Here is a 19145-nt window from a genome sequence, read left to right on the forward strand (position 1 = left end):
GGTCTCACCTCTCCATGTGCTTGAGGACCGAGGCGAGGCCGGGTGCCTCGCGGTCCCGCTGGGACATCGACGTGGCCGGGAGCGGCCAGGGAATGGCCAGCTCCGGGTCGTCGTAGGCGATCGTCACGTCCTCGGCAGGGTCGTGCGGCCGGTCGATCCGGTACGAGGTGTCGGCCGTGCCGGTCAGCGCCTGGAAGCCGTGCGCGCACCCCGCCGGGATGTAGAGCGTCGTCTGCGTCTCGCCGGTCAGCTCGAAGGTGGCCACGTTCCGGTACGTCGGCGAGTCCGGCCGCAGGTCCACGACGACGTCGAAGATCCGGCCGTACGAGCACCGCACGAGCTTGGCCTCGCCCCGGCCGGAGCGCAGGTGCAGGCCGCGCAGGACGCCGCGGACCGAGCGGGAGACGCTGTCCTGGACGAAGGCGTGCGGGTCGAGGCCCACCGAGCGGATCACGTCGGCGTCGAAGGTGCGGCAGAAGAAGCCGCGCGCGTCGGCGTACGGGGTCGGCTCGAAGAGGAACGCCCCGTGGATCCGGGTGACTTCGGTCGCCTTCATGGGTTCTCCTGACGGGCGGGGGCGGCGGGGAAGAGGGCCGTGGTCAAGGCGGTGAACTGGTCGTCGAGCTGCCGCGCCGCGGTCTCGTTCGCCTGGGCGAGGGCCCGCCGCAGTTCCGGCGCGTGCTTCTCCAGCTCCCGGAACTGCTCCAGCAGCCGGTCGGCGTCGGCCTCGCGGGCGGGGTGGCAGTACGCGCCGAGCCCCATGCGGTCCATGAGCGCGTCGCTCTTGGCGGCGTAGCTGAGCGCGAGCGTCGGGGTTCCGGCCCGCAGCGCGCAGACGAGGTTGTGGTAGCGGGTCGCGACCACGGCGTCCGCGGCGGCGGCCTCCCGCATCAGGCCGGCCAGCGAGTCCGCCCCGGCGACGGTGACCAGCGGCGAGCCCGCCGCGTCACGGATCGCGGCGGCCACCGGCGCGTCGCACGCGTCGCCGGTGAGCAGCCGGACGGGCCTGCCGTCCTCGGCGAGTGCGCGGACGAAGCGGGTCGTCCCGTCGAGGTAGCGGCGGTGGATCCCGTCGGCGCGGGCGCGGTCGTCGTCGCTGCCGTGGAAGTCCATGACGCCGACGCAGACCGTCCCGTCCCGGGTGCCCGGCGGCGGCGCGGGCAGGGCGAAGGCGAGGTCGGGGTAGACCTCGTCGCGCGCGGTGTCCACGCCCATCGCGCGCATCGCGTCGCGCGACAGCGTGTCCCGGTACGAGCGGTACGCGGCCAGCCGCGCCGACCAGCGCACCAGGGTCCGGGTCGGCCGGCTGCCGATAGCGGCGGCCCCGACGCTGACGAGCGCGACCCGGGTGCCGAACAGCCGTCCGGAGGCGCAGAGCAGGAACAGGGAGTACGGGAAGCCCCACGGCCGCAGCGGAAGCGTGGCCTCCAGGACGCCCATGCCGGGGACGATCACCACGTCGTGGCGGCGGACCCAGGCGGCGGTGCGGAAGGCGTCGACGAGTTTGCCCAGCCCCTTCGCCGCGACGGCGCCCGTCCGGGACGCGGTCCGGTACTCCGCGCGGTTCCAGTGCAGCCGCGTCGCGGGGATCCCGTAGCGGGCCGATACGGTCGCGGGTCCGCCGCACAGCGCGCCCACGGCCGCGTCCGGGTGCTCCTCGCGGAGGCGGCCGAGCACGGCCTCCAGCGAGCCGTCGTTGCCGAGGTTGCCGGAGCCGAGCAGGCCGAACACCCCCACTCGTACCGGCGTCACGCCCGCCGCCCCTCGCGCCCGGCCACGAGGGCGTCGACGGAGACGGAGTGCCGGTCCGGGTCGACCGGGGCGCGGTCCTCGACCCGCTCCCCGGCGCCGGGGCGGGTGCGGCTGGTCAGCCACGCGGCGAGGTGGCGGAAGCAGGCGCGGCGGTCGGCCGGGGACAGGGGTGCCCGGCGGATCGCCGCGGCGAAGCCCCACACGTACTCGGCGAGCAGCCGGGGCGTCGGGTGCAGCGGGCCCGCGCGGCGCGGGTCCAGGTTGACGCACCGGGAGCGCTTGGAGGGGTTGGCCCGCTCGGCGCGGGTGGGGTGGTCACGGCGGAAGTAGAGCAGCTCCGGCACCTGGTGGAAGGGCCCGTGCAGGACGATCTCGGCGACGAAGGTGCGGTCCGCGTGGTGGTAGCTGTCGTGCGGCTTGACCTTGCGCAGCATGGCGGAGCGCATCACGCCGTAGAAGTCGTCGCCGCCGGGCTCGAACAGGAAGCTGCGGAAGCGCTCCGGCGCGTGCGGCGAGGCGGTGGCGAGCCCGTACTCGTAGGGGACCTTGACCTTGCCGTCGCCGTCGATGACGGCCTGGTCGGCGTGGGCGAGGACCACGTCGGGGCGCGCGTCGAGCGCGTCCACGCAGCGCCGCAGCAGGTCGCGGGCGTACAGGTCGTCGTGCGAGGCCCACTTGAACAGCTCGCCGCGGCACTTGGTGAACACGTGGTTGTGGTTCGGCGCCGCGCCGATGTTCCGGGAGAGCCTCAGGTAGCGGATGCGCGGGTCGCGGGCGGCGTACGCGCGGCAGATGTCCTGGGTCCCGTCGGTCGAGGCGTTGTCGGAGATGACCAGCTCGAAGTCCTCGTAGGTCTGGCCCAGCAGCGCTTCGAGGGACTCCGCCAGGTACTCCTCGCCGTTGTAGACGGGCAGGCCGATGCTCAGCCGGGGAAGGGCGGTCATGGCGTCCTCACTTCGGGGATGGGGGTGCGGTGGTGCTCGCGGAGGGCGGACCGCAACTGCAGCCACCACAGGGCCGAGGCCCCGAGGGTCGCGGCGGCGACGCCCCAGGCCGATCCGGCCGTACCGGCCGCGGCGGCGCCGCCGAGCCCGCCGGTGACATAGCAGGCGGAGGCGAAGAGCTGGCAGCGCAGGCTGCGCCGGGCGGCGGCGAGCGCGCGCAGCCCGGCCGCCGCGCCGGTGCCGAGCCCGGCGCCCGCGACGCCGAGCGTGACGGGGACGATCAGGTCGGAGGCCGAGTGCCAGACGCCGCCGAGCACCAGCTCCCCGGCCCGGTCGGGGACCAGCAGCAGGGCCGCGCCCCAGAGCACCGCGGCGGCGGCCTGGCCGCCGCCCAGCAGGAGGCAGAAGGTGCCCAGCCGGTGCGGGGCCCGCCGCAGCACCCGTGCCGCCTCCGCGACGGTGACGAGCGAGAGCCCCATCAGCAGGGCGAGGAACGGGCCGAGGAGCAGTTCGGCGCCCCGGATCACGCCGACGGCGCCGACGCCGACGATCGCGCCGAGCCCGTAGGCTCGGAGCTGGCTCGCGCCGCTGTTGCTGACGTTCTCGGCCAGATAGCGGTAGCCGAGGTCGCGGTGCTCGCGCAGCCAGGCGCGCGCCCCGGTGAGGCGGGGCCGGATCCCGGACTGGAGCCAGCCGTACACCGCGGGCAGCGCGGCGGAGGTACCCCAGGCGAGCACGAAGGCGGCCACGCTGTCCACGCGGGCGGCGACCACCATGGCCGGGACGAGCGCGGCGGCCCACACCAGGTCGTTGACGAAGGCCTTGCGGCCGGTCCCGGCGGCGAAGAACGCGAATCGCCAGGCGTCCTGGAGCAGCAGCGCGGGCAGGACGGCACCGAGGCAGGCGAAGGCGGAGCCCACACGCCCGCCGATCCCCAGCCCGGTCGCCAGGCACACCGCGCCGAGGGCGGTGCCGACGACGAGCGCGGTGCCCGAGGAGCGGGCCACCGCCGCGCGCCAGTTCGCGGCGGGCACGCCGCTGAAGCGGACCATCAGCGGGTCGGTGGACAGCCCGCGGGAGACGTTGAGCACCACGCCGTAGGTCACCCAGGCCAGGCTGAACGCGCCGAACGCGCCCAGTCCGAGCGAGCGGGCCACGTAGATCCCCACCGCGAAGTTGTTCAGGCTGCAGACGGCCTGGTCGGCCAGTCCCCAGGAGAGCCGTCCGGCGATGGCCCGCTTGGCGCCGGGGCGCGCGTGCCCGGCGGGGGTCGTCGTCTCCTCCTCGGTGGTCACGGGCGTCACGCCTTGATCAGTCCGGCGCCGTGCAGGGCGTCGGCCGCGGCGGCGACTGCCTCGAACGGCAGCCCGGACCGCTCGGCGACGTCCAGCAGGCCGTGCTCGCCGTCGGAGAGGCTGAGCACCCAGAGCATCGCCATCTGGGCCTGCTTCGCGTCGCTGCGCCCGCCGAGCGAGTCGTACAGCCCGCGCCGCCCCAACTGCGGTTCGCCGTACGGGCTGAGGTTGACGTACCGCCGGTCGCGCTCCAGCACGCCGAACGCCTCGCGGCACACGGCGAGGGTGTCCTCCATCGCCTCCGGGGTGACGAAGTCCAGGTCGTCGGCCGAGGTGTGGTATTCGGGATATCCGGCGTACGGGGTCCGGCTGAGCGAGCCCACGCCGAGGTCGAACCCGGGCGAGCAGAACTGCCGCTCGTCGTAGCCGTACGGGGTGAACTCGGTGATGCGGTGCGGCCGTCCGGAGGCGGTGAGCACATGCCGCATCGCCCGGTCGATCCCGGCGTCGCCGCGCCTGCTCCGCTTGTACGTCAACTGCCCCCGGTCCCCCGCGCAGGCCAGCACCAGCCCGTGCGCGACGCTCCCGGTCCGCTCCGCGTTCCGGGCCAGCCAGGTGATCGCGCCGATGGTGCCGGGCGCGTAGAGGAACCGGTAGGTGTAGTACGGCTCGCGCCCGGCCAGCTCTCTGGCCAGGAACGTGGCCACGGCGATCCCGGCCAGGTTGTCGTTGGCCAGCGACGGGTGGCAGACGTGGCAGGAGACGAGCACCTCGTCGGGCACCCGGCCGGGCACCACGTGCTCGGCGTAGGTGAGGTGGCCGTCGGTGAGTGCGGAGTCGATACGGACCTCGTACTCGCCTTCCGGCAGCGCGTCCAGGGTCTCCTGGGCCAGGCAGAATCCCCACCGCGGTTCGTAGTAGCTGGTGCGGTACGGCACCCAGGAGGGGTGGTCCGGCAGGGTGTGCAGGTGGGCGCGCAGCTCGGAGAGCGGCATGGTCCGCGCCACCGGCAGGCTGTAGCCGAGCACATGGAGGCTGGACGCGGCGAAGTCGACGACGCGGCGCCCCGAGGCGTCGGCGATGTACGCGTCGCGGATGTTCCACTCCTGCGGCACGGTCCAGTCGAGCACCTGCGTCCCGGTCGGCACCTCCCGCACCTGCAGCGGGACGTATTCGCCGACGATGTCCAGGGTGGCACGCACCCCGTCGCCGGTGATGCTCCGGCAGAGCGGGTACATCCGCTCCACCAGCGCGTGCATCTCCTCGCCGGGCGTGGTCACCGGCGCCACCGCAGGGTGTCGTCGACGGATCCGGCCTCGGTCGCCGCGCGCAGCACGGCGAGGCGGGTGAAGCGCCGCTCGAAGCCCTCCTTGGTCAGCCCGTGCTCCCGGTAGGCGTCGGCGAGTTCGGCGGCGCCCTGTTTCACCGTCCATTCGCAGTCGAAGCCGGGTATCGCCTCCCGGAAGCGGGAGAAGTCCACCCGGTACGAGCGCGGGTCGGCGCCGGTCTCCCCGGTGATCACGACCTTCGCCCCGGGCACGGCCTCGGCGACCTGCCCGGCGATCTCGGCGACCGTGACGTTGTTGGCCTCGCTGCCGATGTTGAACGCGCGGTCGTGCACGGCCTCGCGCGGGGCGTCCAGCGCGGCCGTGAAGGCCCGGGCGATGTCGGCGGCGTGGACCAGCGGGCGCCAGGGGGTGCCGTCGGAGAGGACCAGGACCTCGCCGGACAGGAGGGCGTGGCCGACCAGGTTGTTCAGCACGATGTCGGCGCGCAGCCGGGGCGAGTGGCCGAAGGCGGTGGCGTTGCGCAGGAACACCGGGCTGAAGTCGCCGTCGGCCAGCGCGTGCAGCTCGTCCTCCACCCGCACCTTGGACTCCGCGTACGGGGTGACCGGGCGCAGCGGGGCCTCCTCGGTCACCAGCTCGTCCCCGCCGGCGGCGCCGTAGACCGAGCACGTCGAGGCGTACAGGAAGCGCCGTGCCCCGGCGTCGCGGGCCAGCCGGGCGAGCCGTACGGACGCGTGGTGGTTGATGGCGTAGGTCAGTTCGGGTGCCAGCGCTCCCAGCGGGTCGTTGGAGAGCGCGGCGAGGTGGATGACGGCGTCCACCCCCGTCACGTGCTCGGCCGTGACGTCGCGCAGGTCCACCCGGTGCCCCGCGGGGTCTTCGGGCGGCGGGCCCAGCACGCAGTCGGCGAAGAGGCCGGCGTCCAGTCCGACGACCTCGTGCCCGGCGGCCGTGAGGACGGGGGCCATCACGGTGCCCAGATAGCCCTGGTGCCCGGTCAGCAGTACGCGCAAGGTTCAATCCCCCAGGTTCAGAGTGAGTTTGGTGACGTCGAACGCCTCGGCGTAGCGCGCGTGGCATTCGATGCCGCGGATCCGCGCGAGCCCGAGGAAGGCCTCCCGGTCGTACCAGGGCCGGTGCCGCTGGGAGGGGTAGTGCTCCTGGAGCAGCCGCACCTTCTGCTCGGCGATCTCCGGCGACAGCGGCTGGTACGCGGCCATGCGGCCGAGGTCGCCGTCCCACTTGACGATCTCGTAGCCGAGGACGAGGTGGTCGCGGAACGCGGTGGGCACCAGCTCGGCCAGGCCGCGGTGGTCCTGGTGCGCGTCCGCGGTGCGCGGGGCCAGCACGAGGTCGGGGTCGGTCGCCGCGCGCAGCTCCTCGACCGCGTCCTTGGCCTCGTTCCAGTGCGCGGACATCCGGCCGTCCGGCAGTTTGAGCACGGTCAGGCCCAGTTCGGCGCCCGGGCAGAAGGCGGCGAGCGCGGCGCGCTCCTCGTCCTCGCGTTCGCTGCCGCCGCCGGAGAGCACGAGCGCGTCGACGCGGAGGCCGGGGCGCGCGAGACACATCGTGAGCAGCGTGCCGCCCGCGCCGATGGCGAGGTCGTCGCAGTGCGCGCCCACGGCGACGATCCGGTCCAGGCGGGCGGCCCCGAGCCGGATCACGCGCGCACCCCGGCGCGGTCCCGCTCCCACACGGCCCAGGGGCGCTCGCCCCGGGCGTAGGCGGCGTCGAGCGCGGCCCGTTCCTTGACGGTGTCGGTCGGCTTCCAGAAGCCGCGGTGCTGGTGGGCCACCAGCCGTCCGCGCTTGGCGAGCTGGGCGCAGCCGTCGGCGACGAGGTCCCCGTTCTCGGGGATGTGGTCGAAGACCTCCTGGCGGAGCACAAAGTATCCGCCGTTCTCCCACAGCGGCAGCTCGCTGACGGCGGTGATGCCTCCCACCAGGCCGTCCTCGCCCAGGTCCACGCAGTGGAACGAGGACTGCGGCGGCACGACCATCATCGAGGCACCGGCGTCGCGCCGGGCGAACTGGTCGACCATCTCGGGCAGCGGGGCGTCGGTGAGGACGTCGGCGTAGTTGGCGAGGAACATCTCGTCGCCGTCCAGGTGGTGCCGCACCCGGCGCAGCCGCTCCCCGATGGGCGACTCGACGCCGGTCTGCGCGAAGGTGATCGTCCAGTCGGCGATGTCGGTGGACAGCAGCTCGGTCCGCCCGTTGCGCAGCACGAAGTCGTTGGAGACCGTCTCCTCGTAGTGGAGGAAGAAGTCCTTGATGTGGTGCGCCCCGTAGCCGAGGCAGAGGATGAACTCGGTGTGCCCGTAGTGCGCGTAGTAGCGCATGACGTGCCAGATCAGCGGGCGGGGGCCGACCATCGCCATGGGCTTGGGCATGTCGTCGGAGGCTCCGGCGCGCATGCGCAGCCCGTAGCCGCCGCAGAACAGTACGACCTTCATGGCTTGACCTCGACAATGCTCAGTTCCGGGATGGGGAAGACCAGCCGCCCTCCCCAGGCGTGCACATAGGAGAGCTGCTCGACCAGTTCGTCGCGCAGGTTCCACGGGAGGACGAGCACGTAGTCCGGCTCGTCGGCGGCGATCCGCTCGGGCGGCAGGACGGGGACGCGGGTGCCGGGGGTGAACCGGCCGTGCTTGTACGGGTTGCGGTCGACGGTGTACGGGAGCAGGTCGGGCCGGATGCCGCAGTGGTTGAGCAGGGTGTTGCCCTTGCCGGGGGCGCCGTAGCCGACGACGGTCTCGCCGCGCTCGGCCGCCTCGATGAGGAACTTGAGCAGGTCCCGGCGCACCTTGGACACGCGCGCGGAGAACTCGGTGTACCCGGACAGCTCCTGGAGTCCGGCGGCCTTCTCGCGGTCCAGCACCTCGGCGACCCGGCGGCCGGGCTCCCCCGCCGCCCCGTCCGGGCGGGCCCACAGCCGGATGGAGCCGCCGTGGGTGGGCAGCAGCTCGACGTCCACGAGGGTGAGTCCGCCGCTGGCCAGGGCCTGGATCGCGGAGGCGACCGTGTAGTACTGGAAGTGCTCGTGGTAGATCGTGTCGTACTGGTTCTGCTCGATCAGGGTCAGCAGGTGCTGCACCTCGATCGAGACCCAGCCGTCGTCGGCGACCAGGGCACGCAGCCCCCGGGTGAATCCGACGACGTCGGGGATGTGCGCGTACACGTTGTTGGCCACGACCAGGTCCGCCGGGCCGTGCTCGGCGCGGACGCCCGCGCCGGTGTCCGGGTCCAGGAACGCCGTGAGCGTGGGCACGCCCGCGTCCCGCGCCGCGGCGCCGACGTTGACGGACGGCTCGATGCCGAGGCAGCGGATCCCCCGGTCCGCCACGTGCCTCAGCAGATAGCCGTCGTTGCTCGCGACCTCGGCCACGAAGGAGCCGGGGCCCAGGCCCAGGCGCGTGACGGCGCCCTCGACGAACGTCCGCGCGTGCTCCACCCACGAGGAGGAGTACGAGGAGAAGTACGCGTACTCCTTGAATGTCTCCTCCGGCGTGATCAGCGGAGGTATCTGCGCCAGCCAGCACTCCGTGCAGACCCGCAGATGCAGCGGGTACGCGGGCTCCGGCCGGTCGAGCTGGTCCGCGGCGAGGAAGCTCTCGCACGGCGGTGTGGCCCCGAGGTCGACGACGCTCGCCATCGCCTCCGAGCCGCAGAGTCGGCATCGTGTCATGAACTGCCCCCCACTATTCCGGTCCGGCCCGCGATCGCGGCCCGGTACCCCTCCACCAGGCGCTCCAGCCCGACCTCCGGGCTGAAGCCCTGCTCGTAACGGCGCCGGGCCGCCCTCCCCATCTCCCGGTTGCGGTCCGGTCCGGCCGTGATCCGGCGCAGGCACGAGGCGAGCGAGGCGGTCTCGCCCGGCCGGTGCAGCAGCCCGGTCACCCCGTCCTCGACCAGCTCGGCGAAGGCGCCGTGCCCGGCGGCGACGGCCGGGACCCCGGCCGCCATCGCCTCCACGACGACCAGGCCGAACGCCTCCAGCCACGTCGAGGGCGCCACCACGGCGACCGACCGCGCGAGCGCGCGCCGGCACTCCGCCGGGTCGTACAGGCCCGCGTACCGCACGTCGTCCCGGCCCGCCGCCCAGGCGGCCACCTCCCCCTCCAGCGGCCCGGCGCCCGCGAGGACGAGCGGCACGTCCACGCCGCCGTCCGCGGCGAGCTGGTCCCACGCGGCCATGAGGAGCCGCACGCCCTTGGCCTCGGCGAGGCGGCCGAGGTAGAGCAGGTGCTCGCCGGGGCCCGTCCGCCGGACGTCGGGCTCCGGGACGAAGTTGTGCTTCACCGCGAGCCGTTCGGCGGGCATGCCGGAGCGCACGAGGACGTCGCGCTGCGCCGCGGAGATGCAGAAGAACCGGTCCACGCCGGTCCACCACCGCCGCCGGTTGGCCGTGAGGCTGACCGCGAGCGGGACCGTCGCCAGCCGGGAGCCGCGGTAGCAGCCGTGCCGTACGGCGGGCAGCGGCACGGTCGTCCCGACGCACTCGGCGCACGGCCTGCCGTCCCGCTGGAGCGTGCCGGGCGGGCAGACCTGGGTGTAGTTGTGCAGCGTGGCGACGGCGGGCACCCCGGCGTCGGCGCAGGCGGCGAGCACCGCGGGCGACAGGAGCGGGAAGACGTTGTGGACGTGCACCACGTCGGGGCGCGAGGCGCGGAGCCGGGCGGCCAGCTCCTTGCGCACGGCCGGGTTCCACGGCACCAGCAACGGCAGCGCGGCCTTGCCCGGCAGGGAGCGCGCCGCGATGTCGTCGCTGCGCCGCTCGAAGAGCTCGACCCGGTGTCCGGCCGCGCGCAGCAGCGCGACCTCCTGGTCGACGACGTTGTTCTCGCCGCTGGGCTGCGCCGAGTTGTAGCGGTTGTGCACCACGAGGACGTGCATGCCCGGGTCGCTCATGCTCAGGTCACCTCCCGGTCTCTGGCCCATCGCGGGACGCGTCGGCGGCGGGGCCCGGCCGCCGCGGCGGGCGCCGCCGGGGCCGCGGGCGGGGCGAGGGGCTCGTCGAGGGCCGTGCCGAGGGGTGTGCCGGGCTCCTTGTCGAGTGCCGTGCCCTCCGCCGGTGTCGCCAGCAGCGAGGCGGCGACGGCCAGGTGCAGCAGGTACGGCGAGGCGTCGCCCAGCCCGGCCTCGGTGTACGAGGCGATGGCGCAGTAGCTGATCAGGAAGATCGCGCAGGCCCTCGCCAGCGAGGGCGGCCGCAGCAGGGCGACGCCGCCCAGCACGATGATGATCGTGGCGACGAGGACGACGCCCGTCAGGCCCTGTTCGTGGTAGACGGCCAGCCAACTGTTGTCGATCGGCAGTCCGCCGAAGGACTTGTCGCCCAGGCCCACCCCGAAGGCCTTCTCCGCGGTCGAGCGGGGAGCCGCGAGCAGGGCGTCCCAGACCTTGGCCCGGCCGGTGAGGCTGGTGAGGTACTCCTGGCTCTGCCCGCGGAAGAACCACGCGCGCAGCGCGGCGGCGAACCCGACCCCGGCCACCACGGCGACCACCACGGTCCAGGTGAAGAACCGGCGCGCCGCGGCGCTGGTGAGGACGAGGGAGCCGATCGCCAACGTCAGCCCGAGGAGCAAGCCGATCGTGGCCGTCCGGGTGTGGGTCAGCGCGAGCAGGACGAGCGAGGGCACGATGATGACCGCCGCGCTCATCCTGTCGGTCCTGCGGCCCAGGACGAGCAGCACGGTGAGCCCGATGATCACCGCGGCGTACTGGCCGATCTGCGGCGGGGTGAGCGGCCACAGCGCGCCGACGAGCCGCCCGCCGTACAGCTCGGGCATGGCCGCGCCCGGCGAGAGGAGCGCACCGGCGGCGACGGAGCCGAGTACCGCGAAGTACATCCGGATGTGGTGCCGGACGAACGTCTCGCTCCCGTCCCACCAGCGGCTGAGCAGCCACAGCGTGGCGACGAAGAGCGCGAACCGGCCGCAGCGGAACAGCGCCCCGAGCCCGGACTCCAGTTGCAGGCTGGACAGGACGCTCGGCACCAGCAGCAGGGTGAGCAGCAGCACGTAGGCGCTGGGGCGGATGCGCAGCCGGAGGTTGAGTACGAGGGCCAGTGCGAACGCGGCGACGAGCGCGCCCATGGTGACCAGTTGGATGAGGGACCGGGGCAGCGGCACGAGGGTCTCGGCCCCGGCGGAGCCGAGCGTGTTGAGGACCAGCAGCCCCCAGACCACCCCGACGGTCCTCGGTGTGTTCCCGCCCACCTCACTCACCGTCCCGCGGCTCGAAGGTGCTGCCCGCGTCCTGCTCGTACGGGGCGCCCTGCCACTGTCCGAAGTCGAGGACGCGGCTCGGGTCGTGGGCGACGAACTTCCACGGCCCGACGTAGGCGTTGTCGCGCCAGCGGTTGTGCTGCTTGCGGGTGATCGCCTCGGCGACGCGTTCGCCCTTGTACGGCGACCACTTGGGGTAGGTGCCGTAGTTGGCCAGCACCGCCATCCGGTCGCACTTCACGTCGCACTTGAGGACGGACTTGTCGAGCACGAAGCGGTTGTCGTGGATGGAGACGCGCTGGGTCTTCCACCGGCAGTCGGCGTAGAGCGGCCGCTCGGCGATGCCCGGCCGGGAGCAGCGGTCGGTCTTGTCCACCAGCAGCGTGCAGTCGCCGGAGGAGGTGTTGGCCGGGCTGTTGCAGAACCGGTCGGCGTTCTCCCACAGGGTGATGCCGTTCCAGTTGTTCTCCAGGAGGTTCCGGGAGACCTCGATCTTGTCCGTGCGGGCCTTGACGCGGGGTTCGCCGCCGGATTCGGAGAGGTAGACGGTGGCGAGCGGGAAGGGGTCGTCGCGGTCGGCGTATCTGCGGCCCTCGACCCAGTTGTTCCGCCGGATCGTGTTCTTCCGGATGACCGCGTTGTAGCTGGTCTCGTAGATCAGCGCGGCGCCGTCGTTGGCCTCCAGGACGTTGTCCTCGATGCGGAAGTCGTTGTTGTTGGTGTCCGCCCACAGGCCCGTTCCGCGGTTGTCGTGCACCCAGTTGCCGCGTACGTCGGCCCCGTCGACGGCCCAGAACTTGATGCCTCCGGTGCAGCCGCAGCCCTTCCGCTTCCGCTCCCAGTCGCCGGTGTTGTTGCCGGTGATCTCGTTGCCGGTGACGACCAGGTCGGTGAGCGGGCCGTCGCCCTTGTACGCGTTCATGCCGTACTGCCCGTTGTCGCGCAGGCAGCTCGCGCGGACCCGCTGCCGGGCACCGGCCATCAGCCCGGCGCCGGAGTTCCGCTGGATCCTCGCGTGCTCGATCACCCATCCGTCGGCGGAGTCGTGGTTGACCACACCCTCGTCGTGCGGGGCGACGAACCGCTGCACCGTCAGATGGCGGATGGTGACGTCGCGGGCGCCGCCGCCGAACGCGTACTGGTTCTTCTTCCGGCCGTCGAGCACCGCGCCCGGCGCGCCGAGGTACGTGTTCCCCTTCTTGGGGACGACCTGGGCGTGCCGGTCCGGGTCGAGCCTGTGCTTGCCCGGGCGGAGCCAGAACGTCGTGCCCGCCGGGCTCTTCTTCGTCTTCGCGGCCAGGTCGCCGACCTTCCCGGGGTCCACGGTCACCGCGCCGGACGGCGCCTTCCCCGGTCCGGCCGCGGGCTTGGCGCACACCCGGGCCGGGGGCCGGGCCGCGGACGTGGAGGGCCCGGCGTCCGGCTCCGCCGGGGTGTCCGGCGTGCTCACGCAGCCGGTCACCACCAGCAGGGCCAGCACCGGCACCACCACCGGCGACGCCCGGTTCCGCCACTTGATCCCCACACGTCCTCCTAGCCGCGGAACCTGAGTACGGTGACGAACCCGCCGGTGCCGTCGGCGGAGCCGCTGCCGACCAGCGTCGTGGCGGGTTCCTTGCGCCCGAATCCGGCGGAGTACCAGCCCAGCGGCGGCCCGGTCTCGCCGCGGTGCGCCCGCCAGGCCAGCCCCTCGGGCAGCTCCAGCTCCGCGGCGCGGTCCTCGCCGTCCTTGCTCCAGGTCAGCGCGGCGCGGCTCCCCTCCAGGCGGGCGGTGACCGCGGGACCCAGGTGGAAGGCCAGCCGCACGGCGCGGCGCGGGCCGGGCGCGCCCCGTAACTCGTCGGCCACCCGCAGCTCCCCGCGCGCGGCGGTCAGCTCCACCCGGCGCCGGTGCACGGCCCGTTCGTACCCCTCGTGCTCGGCGCACCAGCGGGCCGTCCCGCCGTCGGCGGCGCCGGCCGTGTCCACGGCCAGGACGCGGCTGCGGGCGTGCCGGGTCCACAGGAACGGGCCGCCGGAGACGGACTGGTCCCTCCCGTCCAGCTCCAGAGTGTTGTGGCCGAGAGTCGAGCGGAAGTACCGCCGCCACTCGGGCTGCCCGTGGTAGCAGTACGTCCCCGGGTCGGCGAGGATCTCGACCCCGTCGTGCCGGACCTCCACGGACAGGGCGTCCGCGTGGGCGTGCGCGGCGATGGACAGGAAGCCGTGCGGGCCGCCGTCGCAGCGGCACCAGATCTCCCCCGGGCCGCGCAGGATCGTCATGCCCGCGTCGCCGAAGTGGGCGGGGCGGCTCGCCGGGCGCGCCACGGCAGGCGCGGAGCCCGGCCGGACGAGCGCGGCCAGCAGCGGGGTGCGCACGTCGGTGCCGGTCACCGTCGGCCACCAGTCGCGGCGGCCGAACACGGCCTCGCCGGTGGCCAGCAGCGACGCCCAGCGGTCGGTGCCCGCGCCGTCCACGACCAGGCCGTGCCCGTCGTCGCCGTCGCCCTGGCGCGGGGGCCGCAGGTCGCTGTCCACGACGGCGGCGAGCGCGTCGGTCATCCGCAGCAGCACCAGCCGCACGGAGGCGGGCACGGTCACACCGGCGGCGTCCGCCTCGGCGACCGCGGCCAGGCCCAGCTCCAGCACGAGTCCGTGGTACTCGCTGGCCAGCTCGCGGTTGAGGCCGGAGGGGAAGGTGTTGGCGCGCAGGTGCCGCTCCAGCGACCGCAGCGCGCCCGTCCGCCAGCGGACCGAGGTGGGGAACCAGCCGAACGCGCAGGCCGCGGCGAACTGCCCGGCGGCCTCGGCGACGACATGGTTGTTGGCCGAGGACCCCCGGCTGGGGAACGCGGCCAGCCAGCGCTGGTGGTGCCAGATCTGGTCCCGCGCCACCGGGTTCTCCTCGAACAGCCCGGCCGCGCCCGGCCAGCCGTCGAGCAGCCTGCGGATCCATACCCAGGACAGCAGCCGGATGCCCAGCTCGATGCCGCTGACCCAGTGCACCCCGCGCAGCGGCGCGTTCGCCGCCCACCACGACCGCAGGTGCGCGGCGACCCGCTCGGCGTACCGCTCGTTCCCGGTGAGGGCGTAGGCGGCGGCGAGCACGGTGAGGTACTGGTGCCGGGACGGCTCCCAGATCTGCTTGATGTCCCCGGCCAGCTCCTCGTTCCGGTACGGCACGTCGAAGGCGTAGCCCCAGGGGGCACGGCGGCCGGTCTTCGGGTCGAACCACCAGTCGGGGTCGGCCAGGTCGTCGCGTTCCACCCCGAAGAACTCGGCGTGCCCGGCCATCAGCCGGTCCGCCTCCGCGAGGAGGCGCTTCGCGGCGTCCGGCGGCACGGCGGCGAGCGTCCCGGCGGGCAGTACGGCGGTGAACCGGGCGCCCGTCACGCGCGGGCAGTCGGGGCGCGCCGAGCGCCACAGCCGCCTGCGTGCCATGTCGGCCGCCCGCCCGCCGATCTCCCGCGGCCCCATCCGGGACAGCCGCCGCAGGTACCAGCCGGGACCGGTCGTGCTCGCGGTCATCGCACCCCCGCCAGCGTCACGGGCGCGCCCGCGGCCAGGCCGGTCCGCACGGCCAGGGTGGCCGCCGTGGTGGCGACCAAGGACTCCAGCGGCACGGGCATCGGCCCGCCGGTGCGTACGGCCTTGACGAACGCGGCCAGTTCGGCGTTCTGGCCCTTGTCCCGGGCCTTGTTCAGCCGCGGGCTGGACCACCGCTTGCCGCCGTACACCGAGGCGCGGACGAAGTCGTCGAGGCGCAGCGCCCTGCCGTCCGCGACGAGGTCCAGCGTCTCCTTGGGGAAGGCGGAGGGCCCCGTCGTCACATAGCTGATCGTGGCGGTGGAGCCGTCCGGGTAGCGGAGCAGGACCTGGAGGTCCTCGTTGCCGGACGTGGATACCGCGTACACCGAGACGGGGTCGGCGCCGAGCAGCCAGCTCGCCGTGTCGATGAAGTGCCCGCCCTCACCGGCGAACCGGGAGCCCTCGGTGCCCTGCCGGAGGTACCAGCTTCCCTGCTCCAGGCGGCCCGCGTTGACCAGATAGCGGAGGCTCGCGGGCCCGGTGCGGGCGCCGAAGCGCTCCTTGGCCTGGCGCAGCAGCGGCGCGAAACGGCGGTTGAAGCCGACCTGGATACGGTCGTTGCCGGACTCCTCGACGGCCGCGAGCACTCCGGCCAGCTCCTCCTCGGTGAGGGCGAGCGGCTTCTCGACGAACACGGCCTTGCCCGCCAGCAGGGCCTTCCGGGTCAGTTCGGCGTGCGAGCTGTGCCGGGTGACCACGAACACCGCGTCGACGGACTTGTCGCCGAGCACGGCGTCGAGGTCGGTGGTGGCCCCGGCGAAGCCGAACTTCCGCCGCGCGTTGGCGGCGGACAGCGCCGTCGTGGTGACGACCGTGGACAGCTCGACGGCGTCGCGGCCCACCAGGTGCGGCAGGAGCATCGATGTCGCGTAGTTCCCGGCGCCGACGAACGCGAGGCGCACCGGCGTCCTGGTGCCCCGGCCGCCCGGGCTCCGCTCCCCCGGTGCGGCGGGCACGGCGGGCACGGTCACCGACGGGGCCTCCGCCGGTACGGCCTCGGCCTCGGGTGGAGCCCCGTCCTCCGCCTGCTGCCCGGGGTACCGGAACAGCACGGCCACGGCCTTCAGTTCGCCGTCCTGGAGGCGCTGGTACGTCCCGACGGCGTCCTCGAAGTCGGCGACGAGCGAGATCAGCGGCTCCACGTCCACGCTGCCCCGGGCGAGGAGGTCGAGGAAGCAGGCCAGATTGCGGCGCTCGGTCCAGCGGACCTGGCCGATCGGGTAGTCCCGGCCCTCCAGCTCGTACTCCGGGTCGTAGCGCCCGGGGCCGTAGGAGCGGGAGAAGCGGACGTCCAGCTCCTTCTCGTAGTACGCGTTCCACGGCAGGTCCAGGCGGCACTTGCCGATGTCCACGACGCGGCCCCGGTCGCGGCTCAGCCGGGCCGCCAGCTCGACGGGCTGGTTGCTGCTGCCTCCGGCGGCCAGATACACCTGGTCCACGCCGTGGCCGCCGGTGAGGCCGGCGACGGCGGACTCGACGGCGGCGGACGCGGGGTCGCCGCACGCCTCGGCGCCCAGCCGCTCGGCCAGCGCGCAGCGCTCGGGGTCGGGGTCGGCGCCGACGACGCGGGCTCCGGCGGCGGCGAGGAGCTGCACCACCAACTGCCCGATCAGGCCGAGGCCGATGACCAGCGCCACGTCGCCGAGCTGCGGCTCGCCGCGGCGGACGCCCTGCATCGCGATCGACCCGACGGTGCCGAAGGCGGCGTGGCGCGGCGCGAGGCCGTCCGGCACGGGGGTGTAGAGGTTCTTCGGCACCCAGTTCAGTTCGGCGTGCAGCGCGTGCTCGTTGCCCGCGCAGGCCACGAGGTCGCCGACCGCCACGTCCTCTATCCCGGCGCCGACCTGCTCGACCACGCCGCACAGCGAGTAGCCGAGCGGCGTCCATGAGTCCAGCTTGCCCATCACCTTGCGGTAGGTGGCGGGCACCCCGTTGGTGGCCACGCTCTGCATGACCTTGGCCACCTGGTCGGGGCGGGAGCGGGCCTTGCCCAGCATCGACATGCCGGCCTCGGACACCTTCATCAGCTCGGTCCCGGTGGATATCAGCGAGAAGGCGCTGCGGACCAGCACCCCGCCCGGCTTGCACCCCGGAACCGGAACGTCGAGCACCGCAAGCTCGCCGCTCTTGTAGTTCTGTACCACTTGCTTCACTCGTTCTCCCCAGAAGTCGCGCCCCGATACCAGTGCTCCAGCGTGAGCACATGCCACAGATGCTTGGAGTTGTCCCGCTGCCCGGAGGCGTCCTCGGCGACCAGCCGCCGCAGCGCGTCGCGGCGCAGGAACCCGGACCTGACCAGCTCTCCGTCGTTCACCACCTCGCGCACCAGCGGTGCCAGGTCCCGGCTCATCCAGGCGCGCAGCGGGGCGCTGAAGAGCCCCTTGGGCCGGTAGACGATCTCCCGGGGCAGGACCGAGGTGGCGGCCTCCTTGAGGACGGCCTTGCCCTGCCGTCCGACGATCTTGCGCGCGCCGGGCACGGCGAACGCCGCCCTGACCACCTCGACGTCCACGTACGGCACCCGCACCTCGGTCGAGGCGGCCATGCTGGAGCGGTCCGTGTACGCGAGGTTCAGGCCCGGCAGGAACATCCGGGCGTCCCCGAGGCACATGCGGTTGACGAAGTCGTCGAGCGCGTTGTCCCGGTAGACGTCCGCGTGCTCGGTGAGCACGTCGTCGACCGTCCCGGCCAGGTCCGGGTCGACCAGGCCGAGCAGTTCGTCCCGGTCGTACATCGTGTAGCTGCGCCGGAACGCGGTCTCCTCCGGCAGGTCCGCGAAGGAGAGGAACCGCTTCGCGAAGCGCACCGACCGGTACCCCCGGCGGGACGTGGCGACCGGCAGCCTGTCCACGGCCGCGGACAGGCCGCGCCGCAGAGGCCGCGGGACGCGCTGGTAGCGCAGCGCGAGCAGGTTGGCCAGGTGCTTGCGGTATCCGGCGAACAGTTCGTCGGCGCCCATCCCCGAGAGCATCACCTTGACCCCGGCCTCCCGCGCTGCCTGGCAGATCAGATACGTGTTGATCGCGGCGGGATCGCCGATCGGCTCGTCCAGGTGGTACGTCATGCGCGGCAGCAGGTCCAGCACGTCCGGGGCGATCTCGATCTCCCGCAGGTCGACGCCGAACCGCTCAGCCACCTGCCGGGCGTAGCGCAGGTCGTCCGGCATCGCCTCGAACTTGGCGTCCTCGGCGCGGAATCCGATCGTGTAGGCGGAGATCCCGGGCTGGTGGCGGGCCGCCAGCGCGGTCAGGTAGCTGGAGTCGAGGCCGCCGGAGAGGAACGTCGCCACCGGCACGTCGGAGAGCATGTGGCGCCGGGTCGAGTCCTCCACGAGGGCCGCCAGGTCCGGCCGTTCGCCCGCCCTGGCCCGCTCCTGGCCCTCGGCGGCGACGTCCTTCAGGTTCCAGTAGCGGCCGCGCTCCACCCGGCCGTCGGGGCGGCACCTCAGCCAGCTTCCCGGCGGCAGCTTCTCCGCCTCGCGGAACGCGCACCGCGAGTCCGGCACCCAGTAGTACAGCAGCGAGGCCACCAGCGCCGCGTGGTCCACCTCCAGCTTCCCGCCGGCCGCGGCGGCGAGCGCCTTCAGCTCGGAGGCGAACACCAGGCCCTGGCCGCGCCGGAGCAGGAACAGCGGCTTGATGCCGAGCTGGTCGCGCGCGAGCACCAGCTCGCCGGTGCGCTCGTCGAAGATCCCGAACGCGAACATGCCGCGCAGCCGGGGCAGGCAGTCCGTGCCCCAGCGCCGCCAGGCCTCCAGCAGCACCTCCGTGTCGGAGGTCCCCCGGAACCGCGCCCCGGCGGCCGCCAGTTCGGCCCGCAGCTCGGGCGCGTTGTACAGCTCGCCGTTGTACGTCAGGGCGAGGCCGTCCGAGACCATCGGCTGGGCGCCGGTCTCGGACAGGTCGATGATGGACAGCCGGCGGTGCCCGAGCTGCACTTCGCCGTCACCGGCGGAGTGGCCGTAGCGGCCCGCCCCGTCCGGCCCGCGGTGGGCGAGGATGCCGGTGAGCCGGTCGGTCACGGCCTTCCCGTCCGGCCAGCGGTACGTCCCTGCGATGCCACACATGTC

15 protein-coding genes are annotated in these 19145 nt (G+C 73.6%); all 15 read right to left on the minus strand.

Annotated elements, in window-relative coordinates:
- Nucleotides 1-4: 4 nt before the first annotated feature.
- The 15 genes from rfbC to asnB are packed head-to-tail and all read right to left on the minus strand — an operon-like array spanning nt 5 to nt 19142.
- On the minus strand, nt 5-556 hold the full coding sequence (gene rfbC, locus ABD343_RS06225) for a dTDP-4-dehydrorhamnose 3,5-epimerase (RefSeq protein ID WP_344524888.1): 552 nt from the start codon (nt 554-556) through the stop codon (nt 5-7).
- Nucleotides 553-1752, minus strand: coding sequence for a polysaccharide pyruvyl transferase family protein (locus tag ABD343_RS06230; RefSeq protein WP_344524890.1), 1200 nt, complete (start codon nt 1750-1752; stop codon nt 553-555). Before ABD343_RS06230 ends, rfbC begins: the two co-directional genes overlap by 4 nt.
- Nucleotides 1749-2696, minus strand: a complete 948-nt coding sequence (locus ABD343_RS06235) for a glycosyltransferase family 2 protein (protein ID WP_344524892.1) — start codon at nt 2694-2696, stop codon at nt 1749-1751. Before ABD343_RS06235 ends, ABD343_RS06230 begins: the two co-directional genes overlap by 4 nt.
- Entirely contained in the window at nt 2693-4000 is a 1308-nt protein-coding gene (locus ABD343_RS06240; protein ID WP_344524894.1) for an MATE family efflux transporter, read from the minus strand. The genes ABD343_RS06235 and ABD343_RS06240 overlap by 4 nt, the downstream gene beginning before the upstream one ends.
- Entirely contained in the window at nt 3997-5280 is a 1284-nt protein-coding gene (locus ABD343_RS06245) for a DUF4910 domain-containing protein (protein ID WP_344524896.1), read from the minus strand. Before ABD343_RS06245 ends, ABD343_RS06240 begins: the two co-directional genes overlap by 4 nt.
- Nucleotides 5268-6293, minus strand: a complete 1026-nt coding sequence (locus tag ABD343_RS06250; RefSeq protein ID WP_344524898.1) for an NAD-dependent epimerase/dehydratase family protein — start codon at nt 6291-6293, stop codon at nt 5268-5270. Before ABD343_RS06250 ends, ABD343_RS06245 begins: the two co-directional genes overlap by 13 nt.
- A gap of 3 nt (nt 6294-6296) precedes the next feature.
- Nucleotides 6297-6944: a PIG-L deacetylase family protein gene (locus ABD343_RS06255; protein WP_344524900.1), complete on the minus strand. Its 648-nt coding sequence runs from the start codon at nt 6942-6944 to the stop codon at nt 6297-6299.
- Nucleotides 6941-7735 (minus strand): sugar phosphate nucleotidyltransferase, encoded by a 795-nt coding sequence (locus ABD343_RS06260; RefSeq protein WP_344524902.1) that lies wholly within the window; start codon nt 7733-7735, stop codon nt 6941-6943. Before ABD343_RS06260 ends, ABD343_RS06255 begins: the two co-directional genes overlap by 4 nt.
- On the minus strand, nt 7732-8967 hold the full coding sequence (locus ABD343_RS06265) for a class I SAM-dependent methyltransferase (protein WP_344524904.1): 1236 nt from the start codon (nt 8965-8967) through the stop codon (nt 7732-7734). Before ABD343_RS06265 ends, ABD343_RS06260 begins: the two co-directional genes overlap by 4 nt.
- A complete protein-coding gene (locus ABD343_RS06270; RefSeq protein WP_344525576.1) occupies nt 8964-10175 on the minus strand; it encodes a glycosyltransferase in 1212 nt (403 codons plus the stop codon). Before ABD343_RS06270 ends, ABD343_RS06265 begins: the two co-directional genes overlap by 4 nt.
- A gap of 17 nt (nt 10176-10192) precedes the next feature.
- Entirely contained in the window at nt 10193-11509 is a 1317-nt protein-coding gene (locus ABD343_RS06275; protein WP_425578105.1) for an O-antigen ligase domain-containing protein, read from the minus strand.
- Nucleotides 11502-13034, minus strand: a complete 1533-nt coding sequence (locus ABD343_RS06280) for a right-handed parallel beta-helix repeat-containing protein (RefSeq protein WP_344524907.1) — start codon at nt 13032-13034, stop codon at nt 11502-11504. The genes ABD343_RS06275 and ABD343_RS06280 overlap by 8 nt, the downstream gene beginning before the upstream one ends.
- A gap of 8 nt (nt 13035-13042) precedes the next feature.
- Nucleotides 13043-15016, minus strand: a complete 1974-nt coding sequence (locus tag ABD343_RS06285; protein ID WP_344524909.1) for a heparinase II/III family protein — start codon at nt 15014-15016, stop codon at nt 13043-13045.
- A complete protein-coding gene (locus ABD343_RS06290) occupies nt 15013-17229 on the minus strand; it encodes a bi-domain-containing oxidoreductase (protein WP_344524911.1) in 2217 nt (738 codons plus the stop codon). The genes ABD343_RS06285 and ABD343_RS06290 overlap by 4 nt, the downstream gene beginning before the upstream one ends.
- A complete protein-coding gene (gene asnB, locus ABD343_RS06295) occupies nt 17226-19142 on the minus strand; it encodes an asparagine synthase (glutamine-hydrolyzing) (RefSeq protein ID WP_344524913.1) in 1917 nt (638 codons plus the stop codon). Before asnB ends, ABD343_RS06290 begins: the two co-directional genes overlap by 4 nt.
- Between the last annotated feature and the right edge of the window lie 3 nt (nt 19143-19145).

The organism is Streptomyces albiaxialis (genome assembly GCF_039530985.1).
Lineage (GTDB): Bacteria > Actinomycetota > Actinomycetes > Streptomycetales > Streptomycetaceae > Streptomyces > Streptomyces albiaxialis.